A 23,399-nucleotide genomic window follows, 5' to 3' on the forward strand; every position below is an offset into this window, starting at 1 on the left:
TCCCGTACTTGGAGTATTTGATGTCTCAGCCATTTGATTACCGCAGCGTTGCAAAACAAGTTTTGGAAACCGAAGTTGCAGGTCTCACTCAATTAGACCAATATTTTAATGATGATTTTTGTAAAGCTTGCGACCTTATCCTGAACAACAAAGGCAAAGTCGTTGTGATGGGCATGGGTAAATCAGGCCACATTGGCAACAAAATCGCAGCAACATTGGCAAGTACCGGAACATCGGCTTTCTTTGTTCACCCAGGCGAAGCGGCGCATGGCGACTTAGGCATGATCGAACCTGGTGATATTGTGATTGCAATATCCAACTCCGGCGAATCGGGAGAAATCCTCAGCCTATTTCCTGTGTTAAAGCGTCTGAGCATCAAGATCATCAGCATGACAGGCAAGCCAGCATCAAACATGGCAACCCTGTCTGATATCCATTTACAAATTTCAGTACCGGAAGAAGCTTGTCCGCTGGGCTTAGCACCAACAACAAGCACCACGGCGACTTTGGTCATGGGTGATGCATTAGCCGTTGCACTTTTGCAGGCTCGAGGCTTCACCGCTCAAGACTTTGCCCTGTCTCATCCTGGTGGCGCTTTAGGTCGTCAGCTGCTGTTGAAGCTCGACGACATCATGCACACAGGCGATTCACTTCCTGTTGTAGCACCCGACGCACTAGTAAGAGACGCTCTACTAGAGATATCTCAGAAAGGCTTAGGCATGACAGCAATCGTTGGTGAAGATGGCCAAATGGCCGGTATTTTTACCGATGGTGATTTACGCCGTATCTTAGACAAACGCGTTGATATCCATAACACGCAGATCGGTGATGTGATGACGCTAAACCCGACGGTAGCCGAGCCAAACATGCTCGCGGTTGAGGGCTTAAACTTGATGCAAGCGAAGAGCATCAATGGCCTGATGTTATGCCAAGAAGGTAAATTAGTCGGAGCGTTAAACATGCATGACTTACTGAAAGCAGGAGTAATGTAATGACACAGACAGTCGAAACTCTATACGGCACTGTTAATTCAGATGTATTTGCGATTGCAAAAGAGATCAAACTGCTGATTTGCGATGTCGATGGTGTCTTCTCTGATGGTCGCATCTACATGGGCAACAACGGTGAAGAGCTGAAAACCTTCCACACTCGTGACGGTTACGGTATCAAATCACTGATGAACGCAGGCATTGAAATCGCGATCATCACGGGTCGCAAATCTCAAATTGTTGAGAATCGTATGACCGCTCTAGGCATTAAGCTGATTTATCAAGGTCAAGACGATAAAGTTAAGGCATACCAAGATATTTGCGATAAGCTTTCTGTAAACCCTGAAAATACAGGTTACATCGGAGACGATCTGATTGACTGGCCTGTAATGGAAAAAGTTGGCTTGAAGGTCTGTGTGGCAGATGGGCACCCGCTACTTGCAAAGCGTGCAAACTACGTGACAACCATTAACGGTGGTCATGGCGCGGTACGTGAAGTCTGTGACCTTATTTTACAAGCAAGAAATGAACTCGACGTGCATAAAGGTTTAAGCATATGAGTTTTACTCGTATTATCTATTTAATACTCATATTTATTGCCTCTTGGTCGACCTATTACTTGTACGACAAAGAGCAAACATCAACGATACAAGTGGCTCCAAATTTGGAGCTGCCCGCGTTTAGTGGCAAAAGCCTGAACAACATTAGCTACGACGAAAGCGGTATTCGCAGCTATCAGGTTGAATCGACGTATTTAGAACACTACTCAGTAGTTGGCGATACGCACTTTCAAAACCCAGTTCTTTCGGTATTCCGTGAAGGGCACACGATTGAATGGCAAGTCACCGCTGATCGCGCGATTATGGATGAGAATCAAGTTGTCACGTTTTATGACAACGTCGTGGCAAAGAACCTGTTGCCAGAAGCCAGCTTCGATACAATGACCACAGATAAAATGGTTGTTGAGCTGCCTAGCCGAGATTTTTATTCAGAGACTCCGGTCCATATGATCGGTACATTTTTTGAAACTGAGGGACAAGCAATGAAAGGTAACTTCGGTACCAACAATGCAACCCTCTTTAATTCTGTTCAAGGTAGATATGAAACTCTTACACCTTAGTTTATTCGCTTTGACCCTTGCGGCACCAAATGTCTATGCCCTTTCTTCGGATAGCGAGCAACCTGTCTACATTGACTCAGACAGCCAGCAATTGGATATGAAAAGTAATCAAGTAACCTTTCTTGGTGATGTAAACCTTAAACAAGGCAGCATCAATATCAATGCCGATAAGGTTATTGTTACCCGCAACGCCGTAAACGGCGAGATTGAAGAAATTCAAGGCTTCGGTAAGCCAGCAACCTTCTCTCAGCTTACTGACGATGGTAAGACACTCTACGGTGAAGCTGACGACCTGCATTACCAGCTTGTTGCCGACAAACTGATCATGACCAAGAATGCGATGCTATCTCAAGACGGCAGTATCATTCGCGGCTCTAAGATCACTTACCAGATCGGTTCTCAGAAATTAGTCGCTGACAGTGGTGAAAACAAACGAGTGTCAACGGTTTTACAACCAACGGAAGTGAATAAGTAACGATGGCTGTTCTTAAAGCAAAAAACCTAGCGAAAACCTACAGCAAGCGCAAAGTTGTTACCGATGTAAGCTTGCAGGTAGAGTCAGGCCAGATCGTTGGTCTGCTTGGGCCTAACGGTGCAGGTAAAACCACGTCTTTCTATATGATTGTTGGTTTGGTGGCGCGTGATGAAGGTACCATCAGCATTGATGACCGAGACATCAGTATCTTACCAATGCACAGCCGCTCTCGTCTTGGTATCGGTTACCTGCCTCAAGAAGCATCGATTTTCCGTAAGTTGTCCGTAGAGAACAACATCATGGCGGTTTTACAAACCCGTGATGAAATGACCAACGAACAACGCCAAGATAAGCTGGAAGACCTGCTAGAAGAGTTCCACATCCAACATATCCGCACCAGCAATGGTATGGCTCTGTCGGGTGGTGAGCGTCGTCGTGTAGAGATTGCTCGTGCACTAGCAGCAAACCCGCAGTTCATTCTATTGGATGAACCATTCGCCGGTGTTGACCCGATCTCAGTAATCGATATCAAAAAAATCATTGTTCACCTGCGTGATCGCGGCTTGGGTGTTTTGATTACCGACCACAACGTTCGTGAAACATTAGACGTGTGTGAAAAAGCTTACATCGTAAGCCAAGGACACCTGATCGCTGAGGGTACTCCTGAAGATGTTCTCAATAACGAACAAGTTAAACAAGTTTATCTAGGCGAACAATTCCGTCTATGATTATATAGAGAGTATCGAGAGTTCTAAGAATAATAACTAGGTAAGTCACACTGAATGAAACCCTCATTACAACTTAAGCTAGGCCAACAGTTAGCAATGACTCCTCAATTGCAGCAAGCGATTCGTTTGTTGCAATTGTCTACTTTAGATTTGCAGCAAGAGATTCAAGAAGCACTTGAATCTAACCCACTACTCGATGTCGAAGAAGGCAATGAAGATACGCCAACATCGGAAGAAAAACCTAGCAGTGACGAAAAAGAAACTGTTGAAGCCACAGAGCAAGACTTACCTGATAGCTCAGACTTAATCGAAAAATCAGAGATTGGCAACGAACTAGAAATCGACACAACTTGGGAAGACGTCTACAGCGCGAACACCGGTAACACGGGTATTGCGATTGATGACGACATGCCGGTTTATCAAGGCGAAACCACTCAAAGCCTGCACGATTACCTACTTTGGCAACTCGACTTAACGCCATTCACTGACACCGACCGAAGCATCGCTTTTGCATTAATCGATGCCATCGACGACTACGGCTACCTCACTGTAACTTGTGAAGACATCCTTGAAAACTTCGACAATGAAGAGATCGAGCTTGATGAAATTGAAGCGGTACGTAAACGAATTCAGCAGTTTGATCCGCTAGGTGTCGGTTCAGTCAACCTGCAAGATTGCTTGTTACTGCAACTGGCAACCTTTCCCCAAGATACGCCTTGGCTTAACGAAGCTAAGTTAGTACTTACTAGCCATATCGACCAACTCGGCAATCGCGATTACAAACTGGTTATCAAAGAGACCAAGTTGAAAGAAGCAGAACTACGTGAAGTTTTGCAACTGATTCAACAGCTGGACCCTCGTCCTGGCAGTAAGATTACTCCGGATGAAACTGAGTATGTGGTTCCAGATGTATCTGTCTTCAAAGACCTTGGCAAATGGTTAGTGACCATTAACCCTGATAGCGTGCCTAAGTTGAAAGTGAATCAGCAGTACGCTGATCTGGGCAGTAAAGGCAACAGCGCCGACAATCAATACATCCGCTCAAATTTGCAAGAAGCAAAGTGGTTAATTAAAAGCCTAGAGAGCCGAAATGAGACGCTACTCAAAGTTGCGCGATGCATTGTTGAACATCAGCGTGATTTCTTCGAACATGGCGAAGAAGCGATGAAGCCAATGGTTCTTAATGATGTTGCGTTAGCTGTTGATATGCACGAATCCACGATCTCTCGTGTGACGACTCAAAAATTCATGCATACGCCACGTGGCATCTTCGAGCTCAAATACTTTTTCTCAAGCCATGTCAGCACTGACAATGGCGGTGAATGTTCATCTACAGCAATTCGCGCACTCATCAAGAAGCTTGTCGCAGCGGAAAATACCGCGAAGCCTCTAAGTGATAGTAAGATTGCTGCTTTACTGGCTGACCAAGGAATTCAGGTAGCTAGACGTACCATAGCGAAATACCGTGAGTCTCTGGGCATTGCCCCATCGAGTCAGCGTAAACGCCTGCTATAAGCTCATTTAGTCGCTAGTTACTTAGCAACTATGATCAGGCAACCAACTGAAAAGGAAAGTCTATGCAAATCAATATTCAAGGCCATCACGTTGATCTTACCGATTCAATGCAAGACTATGTTCACACCAAATTCGACAAACTTGAGCGCTTCTTTGATCATATCAATAGCGTTCAGGTTGTTTTAAAAGTTGAGAAAATCAATCAAATCGCAGAAGCTACCCTGCATATAAATCAGGGGGAAATCCATGCGACAGCAACAGATGAAAGCATGTATGCCGCGATTGATTCATTGGTTGATAAACTCGTCCGCCAACTCAACAAGCACAAAGAAAAGCTAAGTAGTCACTAACATGCAATTAAGCGAAGTACTTTCATTGGACTGCACCAAAAGTGCAGTCCAATGCACAAGCAAAAAAAGAGCCCTTGAGCTCATCAGCCAGATAGCAGCTGAGAGCTGCGGTCAAGATTCAACAGAGCTATTTGAGTGTATGTTGAGCCGTGAGAAGATGGGCAGTACCGGTATTGGTAATGGTATCGCGATTCCCCATGCTCGTATGAATGTCAGTGATAAAGCGATAGCTGTATTACTGCAATGCCAAGATCCTATCGAATTTGATGCGATTGATAATCGTCCTGTCGACCTACTATTTGCCCTGCTTGTTCCTAGCGAACAATGCAAAGAGCATCTAAAAACCCTTTCTTGTATGGCAGAACGACTAAACGACAAGCAGACTCTTAAACAGCTGCGTAATGCTCAGAGCGATCAAGAGCTTTACGACATCATGATTCAAGTGCCAACTTGCGAGCAATAACATGCGATTAATCGTGGTTAGTGGCCAATCAGGGGCCGGTAAAAGTGTTGCGTTACGAGTCCTAGAAGACTTGGGGTATTACTGTGTCGATAATCTACCAGTAAACCTGCTCAACAACTTTGTCGAATCGGTACGCGAAAGCAACCAAAACGTTGCGGTAAGTATTGATATACGTAACCTACCGAAAGAGCCTCAGTTAGTCACCGACACGCTCGAGCAACTCGAGTCAGCTACAAACATCGATGTTGATGTATTGTTCCTCGATGCCAGCAAGCAAACACTCCTTAAGCGCTACAGCGAAACCCGCAGAATCCACCCTTTATCAATTGGCCAAGAAAAGCTATCTCTTGAGCAAGCGATTGATTTAGAAAAGACACTTCTCAGTCCTCTAGCAGAGCAAGCCAGCATTGTGATTGATAGCAGTGACTGCAACCTCTACGAGTTGAGTGAAAAAGTGCGCTTTAAAGTCGAAGGCAAAGAGAAGCAAGAGCTGATCATCGTCTTTCAATCTTTCGGTTTTAAGTATGGCTTGCCAAGTGATGCCGACTACGTGTTTGATGTTCGCTTTTTGCCGAACCCTCACTGGGAACCTGCACTACGACCACTAACCGGGCTAGATGCACCAATTCACTCCTTTCTAGAAGAACACTCAGAAGTTCTGGAACTCAAGCAACAGATCCAAGGCTTTGTTGAACAGTGGTTACCAATGTTAGAGAAGAACAATCGCAGTTACCTAACGGTCGCGATTGGCTGTACTGGCGGCAAACACCGCTCGGTCTATCTAACCCAGAAAATTGGTGAGTACTTCGAACAACTTGGTCATCAAGTTCAAATCAGACATGCCTCTTTAGAGACGCACCAACAGGGCTAACCATGGAATTAACTCGAACTGTACTGATCCAAAACCGTTTGGGTCTTCACGCTAGAGCGGCCGTAAAGTTGGTTGAGCTTGCACAAAGCTTTGATGCCACTATCACAATTCATAGTGAAGAAGATAAAAGTGCCACCGCAGACAGCGTAATGGGACTATTGATGCTGGAGTCAGCCCAAGGCCAACACATCACGATTCAAGCTTCGGGTACTGATTCACAACAAGCACTTGATGCCGTTTGCCACCTTATCGAAGATAAATTTGATGAGGGTGAGTAGCTAAGACGCTTTACTCACAACACCGCAAACTCAAACGGTGAACCAACCTATATTAAATCTTAGTTCTACCTAAGTTTATGATTTAAATAAGCCCTAGAATTAAGTTACTATTCCAAGCATTGTAAGAATAATGAGATAGGAGGAAAATATGGCAGAGCAATTAGAATTCGACCAAGCTCACCAAACCCTCCAAGAAGTCAGCGAAGCCCTAGAAAACGGCCGATTTGTTCACGTACGCCGACAACTTCAGGATATGGAGCCTGAAGATATTGCACACCTTTTAGAAGCCTCCCCTCGCAAAAGTCGTGACGTACTCTGGCAACTCACCGATCCTGAAGACTACGGTGAAATTCTTGATGAACTAAACGAAGACGTCAAAGATGCTCTTGTGTCGAAAATGGCACCTGAGACCTTGGCAGAAGCAACCGAAGGTATGGAAACCGATGACGTCGCGTACGTACTTCGAAGCCTACCCGACGATGTTTCTCGCGAAGTCCTTTCTCAAATGGACTCCGTCGATCGTGCATTAGTTGAAACTGCCCTGTCGTACCCTGAAGATTCAGCGGGTGCGATCATGAACACCGACGTAATCACGATTCGTGGTGATGTCGATGTTGACGTTGTATTGCGCTACATGCGTATGCGTGGCGAACTGCCGGATGCAACTGATGCTCTGTATGTTATTGATGAAGAAGAACGTCTTATCGGTAACCTATCACTTACCACGCTAGTAACGACTCAACCTGATGTCCCTGTTTCAGAAGTGATGGATGATGCCGACGAAGCGATCGCGGTAGAAACCAGTGCGTCAGATATCGCGAGCCTGTTTGAACGTCGTAACTGGGTTTCTGCGCCTGTCATCGATAGTAACCAGCACCTTGTTGGTCGTATCACCATCGATGACGTGGTTGATGTTATCCGTGAAGATGCCGAACACTCAATGATGAGTATGGCGGGTATGGACGATGACGAAGATACCTTCGCACCGGTCGTAAAATCTGCTCGTCGTCGTAGTGTGTGGCTTGGTGCTAACGTACTCGCAGCACTGGCGGCAGCATCTGTATCAAACATGTTTGAAGCAACGCTCGATCAAATGGCAGCGATTGCGGTTCTGATGACTATCGTGCCTTCGATGGGGGGTGTTGCGGGTAACCAAACCGTTGCTCTGGTGATTCGTGGTTTGGCACTCGGTCATATCGGTGACAGTAACAAACGCGAACTGCTACTCAAAGAGGCAGCCATCGGCTTCCTAAACGGCGTTCTATGGGCCGTTATCATTGGTGGTATCGTGGTGGCTTGGAAAGGTAACTGGATACTGGGAGGCATCATCTCAGCGGCGATGATGACCAACTTGATTGTCGCAGGTATTGCTGGTGTAACTATCCCAGTGATGTTGAAGAAGATGAATATCGATCCAGCCCTTGCTGGCGGTATGGCACTGACCACAGTAACCGATGTTATTGGCCTATCGGTGTTCCTAGGCTTAGCGACCATACTGATCTAGTTAGCAGAAGCAGCTAGCCAATTTTTGGCGACATACAGAAAACAAAAAGGGAGCCATTGCCTCCCTTTTTTAATTCAATCAATTAGTGTTAATTGAATTACTCGCCTGCGACTTTCATTGACTCAAGCAAGATAGAACCCGTTTGAATTTGCGAACGTGTTTCTACGTCATTACCAACCGCAACAATCTGAGTAAACATGTCTTTTAGGTTACCTGCGATTGTTACTTCTGATACTGGGTATTGGATCTCTCCGTTTTCAACCCAGAAACCCGCAGCGCCACGTGAATAATCACCCGTTACGGTGTTTACGCCTTGGCCCATCACTTCAGTGACTAGGAAGCCAGTACCCAACTCTTTTAGCATCTGCTCAAAGTTTTGACCGGTCGATTTAACGAACCAGTTATGAATACCACCAGCATGACCGGTTGGCGTCATATCCATCTTACGTGCGGCATAGCTCGTTAGTAGGTAAGTTGCTAGCACACCGTCAGTGATGATTTCACGATCTTGAGTGAACACACCTTCGCTATCAAATGGGCTTGAAGCCAAACCACGTAGGATGTGAGGACGCTCAGAGATATTGAACCAATCAGGTAGGATTTTCTGACCTAAATGATCCAATAAGAAAGATGACTTACGGTAAAGGTTGCCGCCACTGATCGCCATCACAAGGTGACCGATAAGACCTGTCGCAACATCGTTAGCGAACATAATTGGGTATTGGCCTGTTGGTAGCTTTTTCGCATCCAAACGGCTAATCGTCTTTTCTGCAGCTTCCTGACCTACACGCTCAGGCGTCCACAGTTCGTCACGGTGACGTGCAACGGTGTAGCTGTAGTCACGTTCCATTTCACCATTAGCGCCTTGTCCAATCACGCAGCAGCTCGTGCTATGACGGCTTGAAGCGTAGCTGGCTAGTAAGCCATGACTGTTACCGTAAACCTTAACACCGTAGTGACTGTCGTAGCTCGCGCCATCACTCTGTTTGATCTTATCGCTATAAGCGAGCGCTTGCTTCTCAGCTGCAATCGCAATCTCAGCGGCATAGTCAGGGTTAGGCTCGTCAGGGTGGAAAAGATCCAAGTCTGGAATTTCTTTTACCATGTATTCTTTTGCTGCAGGACCTGAAAACGGGTCTTCAGATGTGTACTGAGCGATATCAAGCGCGGCTGCTACCGTTTGAGCAATAGCCTTCTCACTCAGGTCAGATGTAGATGCGCTGCCTTTTTTCTGGCCGCGATAAACAGTAATACCAAGTGCACCATCACTATTAAATTCAACGTTTTCCACTTCACACATACGTGTTGAAACACTTAAACCCGTTGACTTAGTAATAGCAACTTCAGCGGCGTCGGCACTCACAGAGGCCATGTCCAACGCTTTTGCTACTGCGGCTTCTAGCTCAACTCTTTGCTGGGCGACTTGCTGTTTTACATCCATATCTATTCTAATTTTTTAGGTCAATATTACGTAGGATAACAAGAATTTCGCTTTCTCCCCAAGATTCTTGCTAAAATAGGCAATATATTCGTTTGAGATAGTGACATAGGCAGAAAAGATGGCTCGCAAAAACCAAAAAGCCCCATGGGAACCAGAAGAAGAAATCATCTGGGTAAGTAAGACAGAAATGAAAACCGACATGGAAGCGCTACAAAAACTGGGGGAAGAACTTGTTTCCCTGAAGCCTTCTGTATTAGACAAGTTTCCTCTGTCTGAAGATTTGGCACAAGCGATTAAAGATGCACAACGCTTTAAAAATGAAGCGAAGCGCCGTCAACTTCAATACATTGGTAAAGTAATGCGCAATGTTGATCCTGAGCCAATTCAAGCGGCTTTGGATAAAGTACGTAACAAGCACTCGCAAGCAACCGCTGAACTGCACAAGCTTGAGCAACTGCGTGATCGCGTTGTTGCTGAAGGCGATGCTGCCATTTCAGAAGTCATGGACATGTACCCTGAAGCAGACCGTCAGCGTCTTCGTCAGCTAGCTCGCCAAGCTAACAAAGAGAAATCAGCGAACAAGCCAGCAAAGGCTTCTCGTGAAATCTTCCAAATCTTAAAAGAGCTAAAGCTAGAAGACTAATCTTTGTCGCTTTATTCTGTAAGACAATAAAAGACCTAGCGCATGCTAGGTCTTTTTGTTTTCTACGTACTCAATATCAGAGAGATTAAACAAGAGTGATGAATCGTCACTCACCCGCTTTAACAAATGAGCTTAACTCTGGCTGTGGATGATCCGCCGTCAGTGCCTCTATCGAGTCTTCAACCAACACCTTACCTAGCGCCACAAACACAAACTTATTCGCGATACTGCGTGCGTCACCTAAATGGTGAGTCACCATCAAGACCGTAATATTTCGCTCTGCCGCTAATCGCTTCACTAAGCTAAGCATCTCTTCAAGCAGCAAAGGATCAAGCGCAGAGAAAGGTTCATCAAGCAGCCAAATATCATGAGGTTGGACAAAACAACGCGCTAACGCAACACGCTGGCGTTGACCGCCGGATAAGTGCTCAGGCAACCTATCCAAATACTCAGCGACGCCAACTTGCGCTGCGGCTTGCTCCACAGCTTGCTTTTGGGTTGCAGTAAGCTTTAAACCTGGATGCAGACCTAAACCAATATTTTCTCGCACCGTAAGGTGAGCAAACAGGTTGTGCTCTTGAAACAACATCGCCAACGGACGCTGATGTGCTTCTTTACCAATAAGCGACTGCCCAGCCACTGATATCTCACCCGATGTAGGCTCGATGAAACCAGCAACTAGCGCCAACAGTGTAGACTTACCCGCACCACTCGGCCCCATAAGCGCAACAATATCGCCCTGCTCAGCTTGAAAATCAAAGCTAAACAACTCTCTGTGATAGTGGTAATCCACATCTTTCATCACTAACATCATCGGTTCCTTAATTCTTTAGCATCGAGCTTAGATCTTCGAGTAAATAAGAATTCTATTAAGCTAAAGCTGCCGACACTCAATAACAGTAAGCTCACAGAAACTACCGCCGCCGCTTCCATTTGATAGCTGCCTAACAATTGGAATAGGTACAAAGGCAGAGTTCTAAAATCTTGGCTACCAAACAAAGCAATCGCGCTTAAATCACCCATCGCCAACATAAAGCTGATCGAGAAGGCTTGCGCCATCGGCTTACGCAATGCGCGCCACTCCACTAACCTAAAACGCGTGAAACCTGTCATTCCCAAGCTTGCACACACATACTGATACTGCTGAGACAGGTGCAGCATAGGTTGAGCCAAGGTTTTAATTACGTAAGGCAGCGCCATTAAACTGTTGACGGCAATCACGACAAAGAAAGCTAAACTGAATACATCGGTGAATGAACGCAGTAATAAGAAGATACCCGTACTGATCACCAGCCCCGGAGTCACTAAGATAATAGTGCCAATCAGCTCGATTTTATCGGCTCGAAAATTCTTGTTCTGTAAACGCCATGCTCGGCTAGTCAGCAGTATGGCGATACCAATACCAACTGCGATAACACTTGCTAATGACGCGACTTTAACCGAGGTCATTAACGCCGCCCAAAACGGCTCGCTGCTGAGTACGGTTAATGCCTGTGAGTTAATTCCACTGACGATAACCATAGCTAATGGCGGCAATACCAGCATTGAGACTATGATGATCCAAAAGCTATCCCAAGCTTTTGACCACCAGCTGTCCTTAACCAAATATTTCTCTTCAGACAACTGACTGGCCGTCACTGAAATAGGTTTCGATAGCCGTTGAATGCTCACTGCTAGCACACCACACAGCAGCATTTGCCAAATCGCGAGCAAGGCACCAGCTTGAAGGTCAAAGTCGAATTTAATCGCCTGATAAATAGCGAGCTCGATAGTAGTTGATTTGGGTCCACCGCCTAACGCCATCACGGTAGCAAAGCTGGTAAAACACAACATGAAGACTAAGCCACACACATGTGGTAATTGCTGTCTTAAACGAGGCCATTCAACCCATCTGAATTTGTTCCAATGACTCATACCCAAGTGAGCACAAAGCTTGTGTTGCTCGGCAGGCACGGTATCTAACGCTTGCAGAAGTAAGCGACTGGCATAAGGCAAGTTGAAGAAAACGTGCGCCAGCAAAATACCATTCAATCCGTATATGGAAAATGGCAATTCAATATCGAAGTTCGCCAAAGACTTAGCTAACCAACCACTATTGCCATAGATCGCAAGTAAGCCAAATACACCCACTAACACTGGCAGGACTAAGGTCGACGCGAACAGCCTTAACAACAAAGCGCGTCCAAAAAATTGTCTACGACACAGCGCATGAGCAATAGGTATAGCAAAGCCAACACTCAGCACCGTTGAGAGTGTCGCCTGATAAAAACTGAATTTCGTTACATGCCAATAGTAGGGATCGGACCATACTTGGCTGATATCAAGAGAAGGGGCATTGCTAAGCAATGCCCCAACTGCTGAAACCACGAAGGCGGTAATGAGTATCGCTACCCAAATCCCAACCTTAGGTGTTTTCTTTATCATAGATTGATTTTTTACCGTAAATGGTTCGCTCAGTTAACATCGAACAAACCTTTAAATACAGAAAGTTAGAAAGCTAATTTTTTAAAAGCAAATTAAAAAGTAAGTGCACTCTGCCATTCACGAATCCATGGCTTACGCTTAGCTGCAATTTCTTCGGGCGTAAAGCTTAGCGCTTTCTGAGGAACCGTAAGTTGCTCGAACCCTTTTGGAAGCTCAATATCGGTCACTGGGTACATCCAGTTGCCTGTTGGCATCGCCGATTGGAATTCATCACTTAGGATAAACGCCATAAACTCATCAGCAAGCTTTTCGTTCTTGCTGCCTTTAACCTTAGCGGCCACTTCCACTTGAGTGTAATGCCCTTCTTCGAAGCTTGCTGCTGCATACTTAGAATCGCTTTCAGCAATAATGTGGTAAGCCGGAGACGTTGTATAAGACAACACTAAATCCGACTCGCCTTCTAGGAACATAGAGTAAGCTTCAGACCAGCCTTTGGTTACAGTCACTGTTTTCTGAGCAAGCTTCTTCCATGCTGCTGTCGCTTCATCACCGTATACTGATTTCATCCAAAGCATCATGCCTTGGCCTGGTGTTGATATACGTGGATCTTGGTAGATGACCTTAAGATCATCACGCTGCTCAACCAGTTCTTTCAAGCTCTTCGGCGGGTTTTCCAGTTTCTCTTTATTGTAAACAAAAGCAAAGTAGCCAAAGTCATAGGGTACAAAAGTGCTGTCGTTCCAACCATTAGGAAGCGTTACCGATGACGTATCAACATTATGCTCAGCCAATAAGCCCGTCGCTTTCGCTTCAGCCATCAGGTTGTTGTCGAGACCTAGCAAGATATCGGCTTTGCTGTTGCCGCCCTCAAGACGTAAACGGTTCAGAATAGACACGCCATCTTCTAGAGCGACAAAATTCACATCACAACCACACTTCTCTTCGAATGCTTTTTCAACGGCAGGACGAGGGCCCCAATCCGCAGCAAAAGAGTCATAGGTGTATACAGTCAAAGTGTTGTCTGCAGCAAAGGCAGAAAAAGAAATAGCTGTAGTAACAGCAAGGGTAGTTAATGTGAATTTCACTGGACGCTCTCCATGGTCTGAGCGGCACAGGTTTGAGGGAGGAGAACGGTAGAGGTTGTTCCTAACTCAATTCCTACGCCAGCATTATCTGGTTCAGGTTTACGGGTCCCAAGCACCTGCTTGATCTCAGCTCGCATTCATTATTTGAATGGTTCGCTCCCCGATGAGTGTTCAGAATTGTAATTTGATTTTTAACAATAAGCTATCAAGTTTGGATCAATTACGTTGATCGTAACCCCAACGTGGCACTAAACCTTGTTCGATACCAAGGTGATCTAGAATACGCGCCACCATAAAGTCGACCAGATCTTCAATTGACTTGGGTTGATGATAAAAACCCGGAGCTGCAGGCATGATCGTTACGCCCATGGTCGAAAGTTTGTGCATGTTCTCGAGATGAAGCGTCGAAAATGGCGTCTCGCGAACCACCAACAACAATTGGCCTCGCTCTTTCATGACTACGTCTGCTGCTCGCTCAATCAGGTTATCTGATAGACCATGAGCTATCGAAGCCAAGCTTCCCGCTGAACATGGACAAACGACCATCTGTTTAGGTGCTGCTGAACCAGAGGCAACCGGCGAGAACCAATCATCTTTGCCACACACCACCAGCTTTTCAGGGTCGCAGCCAAGATGTTTAACCAAAGCTTGTTTCGCCGCATCTGGCCCAGCAGGTAACTTAAGTTCATGCTCGGTCGCCAATACCACTCGCGCTGCCGATGAAATCAGCAAGTAGACCTGATAATCGGCTGCCAAAAGGCATTCAAGTAAACGCAGGCCATAAGGCGCACCGGATGCGCCAGTGAAAGCAAGGGTTATCGCTTTATCGTGTTTTGTCATGTTCTCAATTACTTCAAATTATAAGGTCGTGGATGCCGTTAGCCTTTGAGTGCCAATCCATCCAACAGTTTTTGATGAATGCCACCAAAGCCACCATTACTCATTACCAAAATTTGGTCGCCAGCTTGTGCCTCTGAGACAATTTTAGCAACGAATGCATCCATGTCATCACTCACGTGTGCCGGTTGGTGACAAGCGTCTGCAACATCTTGAACTGACCAATCAATGTTATCCGGTTGGAATAAGTAGGTAGAATCCGCTTGTTTAAGCGAATCAGCCAAGGTTTCTTTATGCACACCACGTTTCATGGTGGCGGAACGAGGCTCTAAAACGGCAATGATTTTTTTCGAGTCGACCTTATTACGTAAGCCGCCGAGCGTAAGTTCAATCGCCGTTGGGTGATGAGCAAAATCATCATAAACAGACACACCTGCCACCTCGCCTTTAAACTCCAAACGGCGCTTAGTATTAATAAAGGTAGCTAGTGATTCACAAGCAAGGTCAGGTGTCACGCCCACATGACGTGCAGCTGCAATCGCCATCAAAGCATTATTTACGTTGTGGTCGCCCACTAAATCCCAATTTACGGTTCCAACACATTCATTTTGGAAGTAAACCTCAAATTGAGAGCCATCTTTGACCAGTTTCTTGGCATCCCAGTCGCCTTGCTCGCCACTCGATTCAGTTTCACTCCAGCAACCGCGAGCTAGAACATCTTCAATAGCGCTGTCTTGCTTAGGTGAGAAAATGCGACCATTGCTTGGCACAGTACGCACCAAATGATGAAATTGTCGCTTAATCGCTTCAAGATCGTCAAAGATGTCCGCATGATCGAACTCTAGGTTATTCATCACTAAGGTTCTTGGGTGGTAATGAACGAACTTAGATCGTTTATCGAAAAAAGCACTGTCGTATTCGTCGGCTTCTACCACGAAGAACATGCTTTCACCAAGGCGAGCAGAGATACCAAAGTTACCCAACACTCCGCCAACTAAGAAGCCCGGTGCATAGCCACAGTCTTCCAAGATCCAAGCCAACATACTGGAAGTTGTGGTTTTACCGTGAGTACCGGACACCGCAAGAACCCAGCGGTCATGCAATAAGAACTCTTGCAGCCATTGTGGACCAGAGGTGTATCTAAGGTTGTTATCCAAGACATACTCAACACATGGGTTACCACGGCTCATCGCATTACCGATAACCACCAGGTCAGGCCTAGGCTCTAGTTGGCTTGGGTCGAACCCTTCAATAATTTCAATCCCTTGCGACTCTAACAAGGTGCTCATTGGTGGGTAAACATTCGCGTCACTACCCGTAACCTTGTGACCTAATTGACGAGCCAATACCGCAGCACCACCCATGAAGGTGCCACAAATTCCTAAGATATGAATATGCATAAATTGCTTCCAAAACGCTTGGCTAAATTAACAGTGCCTAATTAAAACGGCTTGTACTCATTATCATTAAATGACGCTTAAAAGCGAGCAGCAATGCAAAACAAATTGAGTCGACATAGTAAGTGAGATCTGTGTCGCTTAGTTCATTACCATTAAAAAGATCTAACCTTTAGAATTTAGGTAAGCGTCTAGATGAATAAAGCCCACTCAAGAGGCCGAATCTACAGTGCTCAAATCCCCCCTAATATTGAGAGAAGTTTAAGGAAATAACATGTCTGAGATGCGCACCCTTGGTGAGTTCATTGTTGAGAAACAGAGTGACTTCCCCCATGCAAGCGGTGATCTATCATCCCTTTTGTCGTCTATTCGACTTGCTGCAAAAATTGTTAACCGTGAGATCAACAAGGCTGGCCTAGTCGACATCACTGGCGCTGTTGGTACAGACAACGTGCAAGGTGAAGAGCAGCAAAAGCTAGACCTTTACGCGAACGACAAATTTAAAGCGGCTCTAGAAGCCCGTGACCAAGTTTGTGGTGTTGCAAGTGAAGAAGAAGACGAAGCTGTCGCCTTCAATAAAGAGCTCAACAAAAACGCAAAATACGTTGTACTGATGGATCCACTAGATGGCTCATCAAACATCGATGTAAATGTATCGGTTGGTACAATTTTCTCTATCTACCGTCGAGTATCACCGATCGGTACACCACCAACACAAGAAGATTTCTTACAGCCCGGACACAAGCAAGTAGCCGCGGGTTACGTGATTTACGGTTCTTCAACCATGCTTGTATACACAACAGGTGCTGGCGTAAATGGCTTCACCTACGACCCATCACTGGGTACCTTCTGCCTATCTCATGAAAACATGATGATTCCAGACGAAGGTAAGATTTACTCAATCAACGAAGGTAATTACATCCGCTTCCCTACGGGTGTTAAGAAGTACATCAAGTACTGCCAAGAAAATGAGCCAAGCGACAACCGCCCTTATACATCACGTTACATCGGTTCTCTAGTATCAGATTTCCACCGTAACCTTTTGAAAGGCGGCATCTACTTGTACCCAAGCACGCAAAGTCACCCTCAAGGTAAACTGCGTCTGCTTTACGAGTGCAACCCAATTGCTTTCCTTATGGAACAAGCGGGCGGCATCGCTTCAGACGGTGCTCAACGTATCATGGATATCAAACCAACTGAGCTGCACCAACGTGTACCTTTCTTTGTTGGCTCAACAAACATGGTTCGCAAAGTAGAAGAGTTTCTTGAGCTGAACCGAGACTAAACCCTCGTTCATTTCTCAAAATAGCATCATTAAAAAAGCCAGCATTCACATGCTGGCTTTTTGTTTGGTAACTCAGAAGATATAGAGACTAAGCGTTGTTCCGCTGACACCAGTTACCCGAAAGTATTTCTTTATTAGCTGTTAGATCAAGCTGATACAAATATACCCATGCTAATCCAAATATAGTCTCTATTTGCTCGCGACGATACTCAACAGGAACATCTTCTAGCCGATCGAGCGACTCTAAAATTTCGTCGTTAATGATATAGACCTCACCAGCGACACTTTTCTTTCCCAAAATCATTGCCGGATAGGCACCTAAATCAAAAAGTGCGTATTCCTTAGGTGTATCAAACTGCCCTAATAAATCGCAGCCCTGCAAATAATGGTGATTGGACTGACCTTGCCTCAAGGTTCCATAGACAAAAACAAGATGCTGCATATGCCCTCCCATACGGCTCTACTCGAACTCAAATTGATAGAGAAGATCCACAGCACTGTCTAGGCCAGAAACAGCTTCAACATAGAGATCCTGCATCAATCTATAACGAACGGTAAACTCACCTAACGAGTTAAAGATACCCACACCATACTTCACCTGTAAGCCAGGCAGGATGTAACCACTTACCGTCACTTGAGAGTCATCGCCAGAGCCTGCAGTATCCAGTTGCAAGTCCTTTACACCAAAGGCTTCACCGATTTCACCAACAACCTTACCACTCTTCGCTAAACTCAAACCGATTAAAGTCGTTGTCATCGAACCGCTCGACTCACCGTCGATATCTTGGCCACGCAAAATATAAGACAGTGCGTTCGCTTGTGGCATCGCTGGGTCAGAATAAATCTCGATGGTAGGCTCTGTCGCAGGGCCAGTCACTCGAATACCAGCGGTCACGTCATCCTGAGTATTATCAGGATTACGAATCGCGTTGATGGCTACGTATGGCTGATCCGGTGGTCCATTCATTAGGATCTTACCCTCTTCGATCAAGAGGTCTTGCCCGAATGATTGATAAGTACCATCGACGATGTTCACTTCACCTGTAATAAATGGACCTTGGTCTTTTTGAGCCACGTTGAGCTTACCGACCAAATCACCTTCAAGACCGAAGGCAGACAGTTTAAAGTCATCACCAATGGAGATATTAATATTCGTCATCACATTGAATGGAATCGTATCTTCGTTTTCTGGCTCTAGATCTTTATTCAAAATAACCTGATCAGAAGAGACGCCAACCGCTGACGGTGGTAAATCTTCAACAACAATTCGTCCCCATGGTAATGCAATATCACCGGTGATTTTCGCCAGATCTGGTGTGACATCAATAGTCATATCAGGTACGACCTTCACCTTAACCATCGGTGGGATATCAACCATCAACTCATCAGCGAAAACTCTAACGTTCGAATGCCATGCTTTAAGATCTTGCCAATCTCCGGTTCCCTCAATATCAAGGTGACCATCAGGTGTTTCGACATTCGCATCCAGTTTTGCACTATAACCATCAAAGTCGAGGTCGATGCGGCCATCTTTCACATCAACAGGCGTAACATCGCCTTTGACTTGAATACCATCAACAGAGAATTGACCAAAGACTTGAGGGTGCATCAGAGAGCCTTTAACTTGAAGATCACTCTCAAGGTCGGCTTTCAATAAGCTGTATTCACCTAGAATTGGTTGTAAGAAATCAAGATGGAACGTGGTCAGCTTAATTGCCGCATCGACCATTTTGTCTTCGGCAAGAATATCCGGTAACGACACCGTACCAGACAGGTCACCATTGTCGGAAACATCCAGCTTAAAATCGGCATCCAATTTGTTATCTTTCAGCTGGGCATTCAATGCAATACTTTCCCAACCCAGTGTAATTAGCTCACCAACTTGTTGAACAACCTGACCTTTCGGCATATCAACACTTACCGTAACCTCAGGTTCACCTTGTTCAGACCACTTAGCATGAGCGGTCGCATTGACTAAGCCCTGCAATTGCGTCTCTTTAGGCACAAAGGCTTTAATCTGCTCGAAATCGAATTGATTGATGGCCACCTTGGCCTCACCCGATTTACCGACACGAACGTCTTCATCCAAACACACACTCGAACCAGATTGCTTCCAACAGTGCGCTTGAACATCGGCAAACTGTTTATCGACATCCGCCTTTATCGCGACAGGTTGATCTAATACCCAAGGACCTTGCTGAGTGGTTATTTTGACGCGGTCTAACGACCCATCCCAAATAATAGAAGGCTTTTGAATCAACTCTCCGGAAATAGCTAAGCTTGTAGACACGATGTCGGATATCACATCAAGTGTCACTGTGTGTTTCTTCTCACCACCACTCACCGTGAGATCAATGCTTTTTACGCTCTGATCTTGATAGGTTAGGTTGTTAGCTTTTAATTCAAGATCAGCTTGAGCTTCAGGCAATGGCAGAGGAACCACAGAACCATTAAGCGACAAGGATTCTAGTGTTGCTTCGTTATTCCAATCTACCTTATCCACATTTAGAGCGAGATCGACTTCAGGCTTTTTCGTTGGACCACTGAGCTGGATGTTACCAATCACTTTACCTTTCAAATCAGGGACGCTTTTTACAAGCTCAGGGAAGTGAATCTCAACACCCATGTCCCATTTCTTATCAAGCTCACCCTGAGCCTTAATCGAATTAACACCGTGAGCTAAGCTCAAACCACTGGTTTTCAGTTTTGGTTCACCGCTCGCGCTGCGATCCGACGCTGACAACTGACCTTCGATATCCAGAGGGTATTCTCGCAAGATCCCTTCAATATCCAATTTAGGCAGTTCAATCGCCCAGCCGCCCGCTTCAGTCAACTCACCTGAGGTGACGATGTTTCCACTAATGTTGCCCTCAGCTTCTGGCCACTGCAGACCCGGTTGAATATCTTTGAGTGTCACGTCAGCTTGCCAGTTAACGAGACTCTTCCAGTTCGCTTTAACGACACCGTTAAGCTCACCGCCTAGCGTGTTGAGCTTTAGACGCTCGAGAACAATTTGTTCCGTCGTGCCTTTACCCTGTAGATCGATGGCTAATTCAGGGATTTCCTTACCATCGGCTTCACCTTTAAGAAGAACATTAAAACCATCTAGTGAGCCATCAGCTTTAAATTGCTCAATTGTCGCTTGGTAATCGCTTTTTCCGGTAAGGGGCCACTGTGCTTGTCCGCCCTCTAAAAGAAGGTCAAATGGCAGAGTCGGTTCTAAGGGTTGAATATCCCCAGACAACTTTGCCTCAATCAGCTCAGAAAATTGGGAGTCTAGGTTTAGCTTAGCCACGCTGCCTTGTGCTTTCAGAGACAACTTCTGCCCAACAAGGTCGGTTTCTTTCACCAACGCATCCAAAGAAAGTTCTAGCGGGTAACCGCCCTTGAGCTCAACCTTCGTGGTTAGATTGGCGCTTGCTTGTGGCATATCGAGTTCGAGAGTTGAAACATCAACCGTGTGTTTGCCCGCGCGAGCTTCTAGCCCAAGGTGGTTAACAACGATTGGTGTTTCTTGTTCTAAGGTGAAACGGTTGAGGTCAAAACGCTCCAACACAACCTGCAGAGGAATCCAGACTTCCGGCAATTCGATAGCCGTTTTAACGGCAGCTTTTGGCTCAACCTTTTCTGCTTGCGGTTCTTCTGTCGACTCCGCGAGTTTAACCTTAAGATCATTGAATAAGGTTGGCGATACAGTTAGCTTTTCGCCCTGCATACTCAAAGCCGTAGAGAACAAGCTCCATTCAATTTCATGCCCTAAGATATTCAACTTGATATCAGACAAAGCGATACGGTTGATTACGATTGGCAACGGTGTTTTTACCGATGTTACGGGCGGAGTAGGTTCTGTTTCTTCTGTAGAGGCCGGAGGCAGTTCAGTAAATGCGAAGTCCAATCCTTGAATCGCTAAACGATCGACACACAACTTAGGGTCGAGCAGACAGCGAGGATTAATCGCCAAGTTCAGCTTTTGAACTTTGGTGTCTATATGCAGGCTGTCATCTTTAAACTGAACATTATTAAGCGTAAAGCTCGGGAACAGAGCCCCTTTAGTGCTTTCCACTTTAAGCTGTGGCAACGCTTTTTCAGCGCCCCACAACACAGTGTTCAACCCTGGATTGGTGAACAAAACAAAACCTAGCAAGGCTATCAACAACAGCAAAATAGACGTCAATGAGATCGACGTCCACTTGATGCACTTGCCCATCACTTTGCCCATCACTTTGATCATAATTCTGGCCCTAAACTAAAGTGTAACTGGAACTCATCACCTTTTTCTGCATCTAGACCCCAAGCAAAATCCAAACTCACTGGACCAACAGGTGACGCCCAACGAACACCGACGCCGGTGCCGTGTTTCCATTCGGGTTTGTCATTAAATGCATCACCAATGTCGTAGAATGCTGCGCCCCACCAGTTTCCAACCAAGCGGTATTGGTATTCAAACGAGCTGGTTGCAATGAATTTGGCACCCGTTAGTGCGCCACTTTCATCTCGAGGAGAGATCGACTCATAACCATAACCACGAATGCTATTGTCACCACCAGCAAAGAATCTTAGGGAGGGAGATAGCTTATCAAACTCGTCGGCAAAGTTGCCGCCAAATTGAAGTCGAGTTAAGCCTCGGTGATTGTCGCCAATGCTTCGAATCCAAGCGGTTTGACCTTGAAAACGAACAACCTTAGTTTCAGATAACAAGGTATCATCACCCGCTTCAACCATAATGGTTTGTTTATCGCCCCACATCGGCATCGAACCGCCTCGCGTTCGAGTGCGTGAGAAAGAGATACCCGGCAGCACAAATTGCGCTAAATCATCCTGCAAACCTTGCTCATAGTTTTCGACCAAGTATCGAATGAAGACCGTGCGTTGCCAACCGTTATCCAGTCGCCAATATCTTTCTAGCGCTAAGTTTGACTCCAAACTCTTGGTATCACGATTATCCAAGTTTTTCATACCGTACTTAACTTGATAGTAGTCGTTCAGCACGTCATCCAGAGGGATTTTATAGGTAGCGGTAATCGTCTGTTCAGGTTTAGAAATCGACAGGCTGCTATTGAAGCTATGGCCTTGTTCATTAACCCAAGGTTTTTTCCACTTCAGAGTGCCTTTTACGCCAAGGTCGGTGGATACACCGATACCCGTTTCGATTTGGTTACGAGCTTGCGGAGCAAGGCTAACCTTCATCGGGATCTCTCGGCCTTCGCCTAACTGGCTTAAATCTGGTTCAACAAATACCGAGGAGAACCAATCCGTATTGGACAGGTTTTGGTTGTACTCACCGACTTTGGTGATTGAGTAAGGTTCGCCATCCTCAAATGGTTTAAGTGACTGCACCTTATCTTCTTCTATCTGGCTACCAGTAACCTGAGTAGTACCAAAGTGATAGCGGATACCACTGTTATAATGAAGACGAACATAAGCGCGGTTCAATTCAGGAGCGACTTCTAGCTTACTAAGATCATAAGCACCATCGAAGTAGCCTTTCGCTAAGCCAAGGTTGCGGATCGACGATTTCAAAGAGTCATAATTACCATGATTCAGAGTCGAACCTTTAGACAAGCTACTCTTCGCTATCAAGGCTAAAAAGTCTGGGTCATCCTTGGCTTCACCAGTTAGAACGATATCTGAAGTATAAATAACAACAGGCTCTCCCGGCTCAACCGTAACGGTCATTTCGGTATCATCTTCGGAGTGAGTAAATGTGATTTTAGGGTGGTAGTAGCCTAACGCATTCAGGGCTTCTTTAATCATAGATTCCAAGCGGGATTGGAATCTTAGTGAAACCGAATACTCTTCTTCAGGGATCGCACTCAGATAAGCATCAACATTATCCTCAAGCGCTCCATCTAGCCCTTTGATTTCAAGGGAAACGTCAGCGAAAGCGAGCGTCGATGACAATAGAGTGCCAATCAGAACTGGTAAAGTTTTTCTTATCATGTTTAATTGGTGAAGAAGTTATCAATACGTTAATAAGTGAAAAGAAATAATACC

At 45.6% G+C, this 23,399-nt stretch carries 22 protein-coding genes and 1 riboswitch; of the genes, 13 read left to right on the forward strand and 9 right to left on the reverse strand.

What is annotated here, in order from left to right; genetic code table 11:
- The first annotated feature begins 20 nt into the window (after window positions 1-20).
- The 11 genes from kdsD (at window position 21) to mgtE (ending at window position 8,293) form a co-directional block, all read left to right on the forward strand.
- Window positions 21-992 carry an arabinose-5-phosphate isomerase KdsD gene (kdsD, locus tag F0229_RS15880; RefSeq protein ID WP_017058917.1) on the forward strand — a complete coding sequence of 324 codons (972 nt, stop codon included), beginning with the start codon at window positions 21-23 and terminating at the stop codon, window positions 990-992.
- Window positions 992-1,549 (forward strand): 3-deoxy-manno-octulosonate-8-phosphatase KdsC, encoded by a 558-nt coding sequence (gene kdsC / locus F0229_RS15885; protein WP_017058916.1) that lies wholly within the window; start codon window positions 992-994, stop codon window positions 1,547-1,549. Before kdsD ends, kdsC begins: the two co-directional genes overlap by 1 nt.
- Window positions 1,546-2,109: an LPS export ABC transporter periplasmic protein LptC gene (gene lptC, locus F0229_RS15890; RefSeq protein WP_004735306.1), complete on the forward strand. Its 564-nt coding sequence runs from the start codon at window positions 1,546-1,548 to the stop codon at window positions 2,107-2,109. The genes kdsC and lptC overlap by 4 nt, the downstream gene beginning before the upstream one ends.
- Window positions 2,090-2,584 carry a lipopolysaccharide transport periplasmic protein LptA gene (lptA, locus tag F0229_RS15895; protein ID WP_004735305.1) on the forward strand — a complete coding sequence of 165 codons (495 nt, stop codon included), beginning with the start codon at window positions 2,090-2,092 and terminating at the stop codon, window positions 2,582-2,584. The genes lptC and lptA overlap by 20 nt, the downstream gene beginning before the upstream one ends.
- A 2-nt stretch (window positions 2,585-2,586) precedes the next feature.
- Window positions 2,587-3,312, forward strand: coding sequence for an LPS export ABC transporter ATP-binding protein (gene lptB / locus F0229_RS15900; RefSeq protein ID WP_004735304.1), 726 nt, complete (start codon window positions 2,587-2,589; stop codon window positions 3,310-3,312).
- 54 nt (window positions 3,313-3,366) lie between these two features.
- A complete protein-coding gene (locus tag F0229_RS15905) occupies window positions 3,367-4,827 on the forward strand; it encodes an RNA polymerase factor sigma-54 (RefSeq protein ID WP_017058913.1) in 1,461 nt (486 codons plus the stop codon).
- Window positions 4,828-4,889: 62 nt separating this feature from the next.
- Window positions 4,890-5,177: a ribosome hibernation promoting factor gene (gene hpf / locus F0229_RS15910; protein WP_009847742.1), complete on the forward strand. Its 288-nt coding sequence runs from the start codon at window positions 4,890-4,892 to the stop codon at window positions 5,175-5,177.
- Window position 5,178: 1 nt separating this feature from the next.
- Entirely contained in the window at window positions 5,179-5,640 is a 462-nt protein-coding gene (ptsN, locus tag F0229_RS15915; RefSeq protein ID WP_004738707.1) for a PTS IIA-like nitrogen regulatory protein PtsN, read from the forward strand.
- A 1-nt stretch (window position 5,641) separates the two neighbouring features.
- Window positions 5,642-6,511, forward strand: a complete 870-nt coding sequence (rapZ, locus tag F0229_RS15920; RefSeq protein ID WP_171733233.1) for an RNase adapter RapZ — start codon at window positions 5,642-5,644, stop codon at window positions 6,509-6,511.
- Window positions 6,512-6,513: 2 nt separating this feature from the next.
- On the forward strand, window positions 6,514-6,789 hold the full coding sequence (locus F0229_RS15925; RefSeq protein ID WP_008220439.1) for an HPr family phosphocarrier protein: 276 nt from the start codon (window positions 6,514-6,516) through the stop codon (window positions 6,787-6,789).
- A 148-nt stretch (window positions 6,790-6,937) separates the two neighbouring features.
- Window positions 6,938-8,293, forward strand: coding sequence for a magnesium transporter (mgtE, locus tag F0229_RS15930; protein WP_017058911.1), 1,356 nt, complete (start codon window positions 6,938-6,940; stop codon window positions 8,291-8,293).
- Between the two features lie 97 nt (window positions 8,294-8,390).
- Here mgtE and pmbA read toward each other — a convergent pair whose 3' ends face one another.
- Window positions 8,391-9,734 carry a metalloprotease PmbA gene (pmbA, locus tag F0229_RS15935; RefSeq protein WP_171733234.1) on the reverse strand — a complete coding sequence of 448 codons (1,344 nt, stop codon included), beginning with the start codon at window positions 9,732-9,734 and terminating at the stop codon, window positions 8,391-8,393.
- A gap of 118 nt (window positions 9,735-9,852) precedes the next feature.
- Between pmbA and yjgA the strand changes: the two genes are divergently transcribed.
- Entirely contained in the window at window positions 9,853-10,377 is a 525-nt protein-coding gene (yjgA, locus tag F0229_RS15940; protein ID WP_017069408.1) for a ribosome biogenesis factor YjgA, read from the forward strand.
- Window positions 10,378-10,483: 106 nt separating this feature from the next.
- Here yjgA and thiQ read toward each other — a convergent pair whose 3' ends face one another.
- The 5 genes from thiQ to mpl form a co-directional block, all read right to left on the reverse strand.
- Window positions 10,484-11,188 (reverse strand): thiamine ABC transporter ATP-binding protein, encoded by a 705-nt coding sequence (gene thiQ / locus F0229_RS15945; protein ID WP_171733235.1) that lies wholly within the window; start codon window positions 11,186-11,188, stop codon window positions 10,484-10,486.
- The gene (gene thiP, locus F0229_RS15950; protein WP_171733236.1) at window positions 11,188-12,801 is read right to left on the reverse strand and encodes a thiamine/thiamine pyrophosphate ABC transporter permease ThiP; all 1,614 of its coding nucleotides are present in this window, start codon (window positions 12,799-12,801) and stop codon (window positions 11,188-11,190) included. Before thiP ends, thiQ begins: the two co-directional genes overlap by 1 nt.
- A 92-nt stretch (window positions 12,802-12,893) precedes the next feature.
- On the reverse strand, window positions 12,894-13,886 hold the full coding sequence (thiB, locus tag F0229_RS15955) for a thiamine ABC transporter substrate binding subunit (RefSeq protein WP_171733237.1): 993 nt from the start codon (window positions 13,884-13,886) through the stop codon (window positions 12,894-12,896).
- Window positions 13,887-13,939: 53 nt separating this feature from the next.
- A riboswitch (TPP riboswitch) is annotated at window positions 13,940-14,059 on the reverse strand.
- Window positions 14,060-14,102: 43 nt separating this feature from the next.
- Entirely contained in the window at window positions 14,103-14,726 is a 624-nt protein-coding gene (locus F0229_RS15960) for a flavin prenyltransferase UbiX (RefSeq protein WP_016787846.1), read from the reverse strand.
- Window positions 14,727-14,764: 38 nt separating this feature from the next.
- The gene (gene mpl / locus F0229_RS15965; protein ID WP_017071296.1) at window positions 14,765-16,123 is read right to left on the reverse strand and encodes a UDP-N-acetylmuramate:L-alanyl-gamma-D-glutamyl-meso-diaminopimelate ligase; all 1,359 of its coding nucleotides are present in this window, start codon (window positions 16,121-16,123) and stop codon (window positions 14,765-14,767) included.
- Window positions 16,124-16,394: 271 nt separating this feature from the next.
- On the opposite strand from mpl, the gene fbp reads away from it, so the two are divergent.
- On the forward strand, window positions 16,395-17,405 hold the full coding sequence (gene fbp, locus F0229_RS15970; RefSeq protein WP_017058903.1) for a class 1 fructose-bisphosphatase: 1,011 nt from the start codon (window positions 16,395-16,397) through the stop codon (window positions 17,403-17,405).
- Between the two features lie 88 nt (window positions 17,406-17,493).
- Here fbp and F0229_RS15975 read toward each other — a convergent pair whose 3' ends face one another.
- Genes F0229_RS15975 through F0229_RS15985 form a run of 3 tightly spaced genes read right to left on the reverse strand, consistent with a single transcriptional unit; the run spans window position 17,494 to window position 23,345 of the window.
- Complete coding sequence (locus F0229_RS15975) at window positions 17,494-17,847, reverse strand: gamma-glutamylcyclotransferase (RefSeq protein ID WP_017066918.1); 354 nt, start codon at window positions 17,845-17,847, stop codon at window positions 17,494-17,496.
- 18 nt (window positions 17,848-17,865) lie between these two features.
- The gene (locus F0229_RS15980) at window positions 17,866-21,624 is read right to left on the reverse strand and encodes a translocation/assembly module TamB domain-containing protein (RefSeq protein WP_171733245.1); all 3,759 of its coding nucleotides are present in this window, start codon (window positions 21,622-21,624) and stop codon (window positions 17,866-17,868) included.
- Between the two features lie 8 nt (window positions 21,625-21,632).
- Window positions 21,633-23,345, reverse strand: a complete 1,713-nt coding sequence (locus F0229_RS15985; RefSeq protein WP_017063725.1) for an autotransporter assembly complex family protein — start codon at window positions 23,343-23,345, stop codon at window positions 21,633-21,635.
- Between the last annotated feature and the right edge of the window lie 54 nt (window positions 23,346-23,399).

It is taken from the genome of Vibrio sp. AIC-3, assembly GCF_013114515.1.
In the GTDB taxonomy this organism is placed as follows: domain Bacteria; phylum Pseudomonadota; class Gammaproteobacteria; order Enterobacterales; family Vibrionaceae; genus Vibrio; species Vibrio crassostreae_C.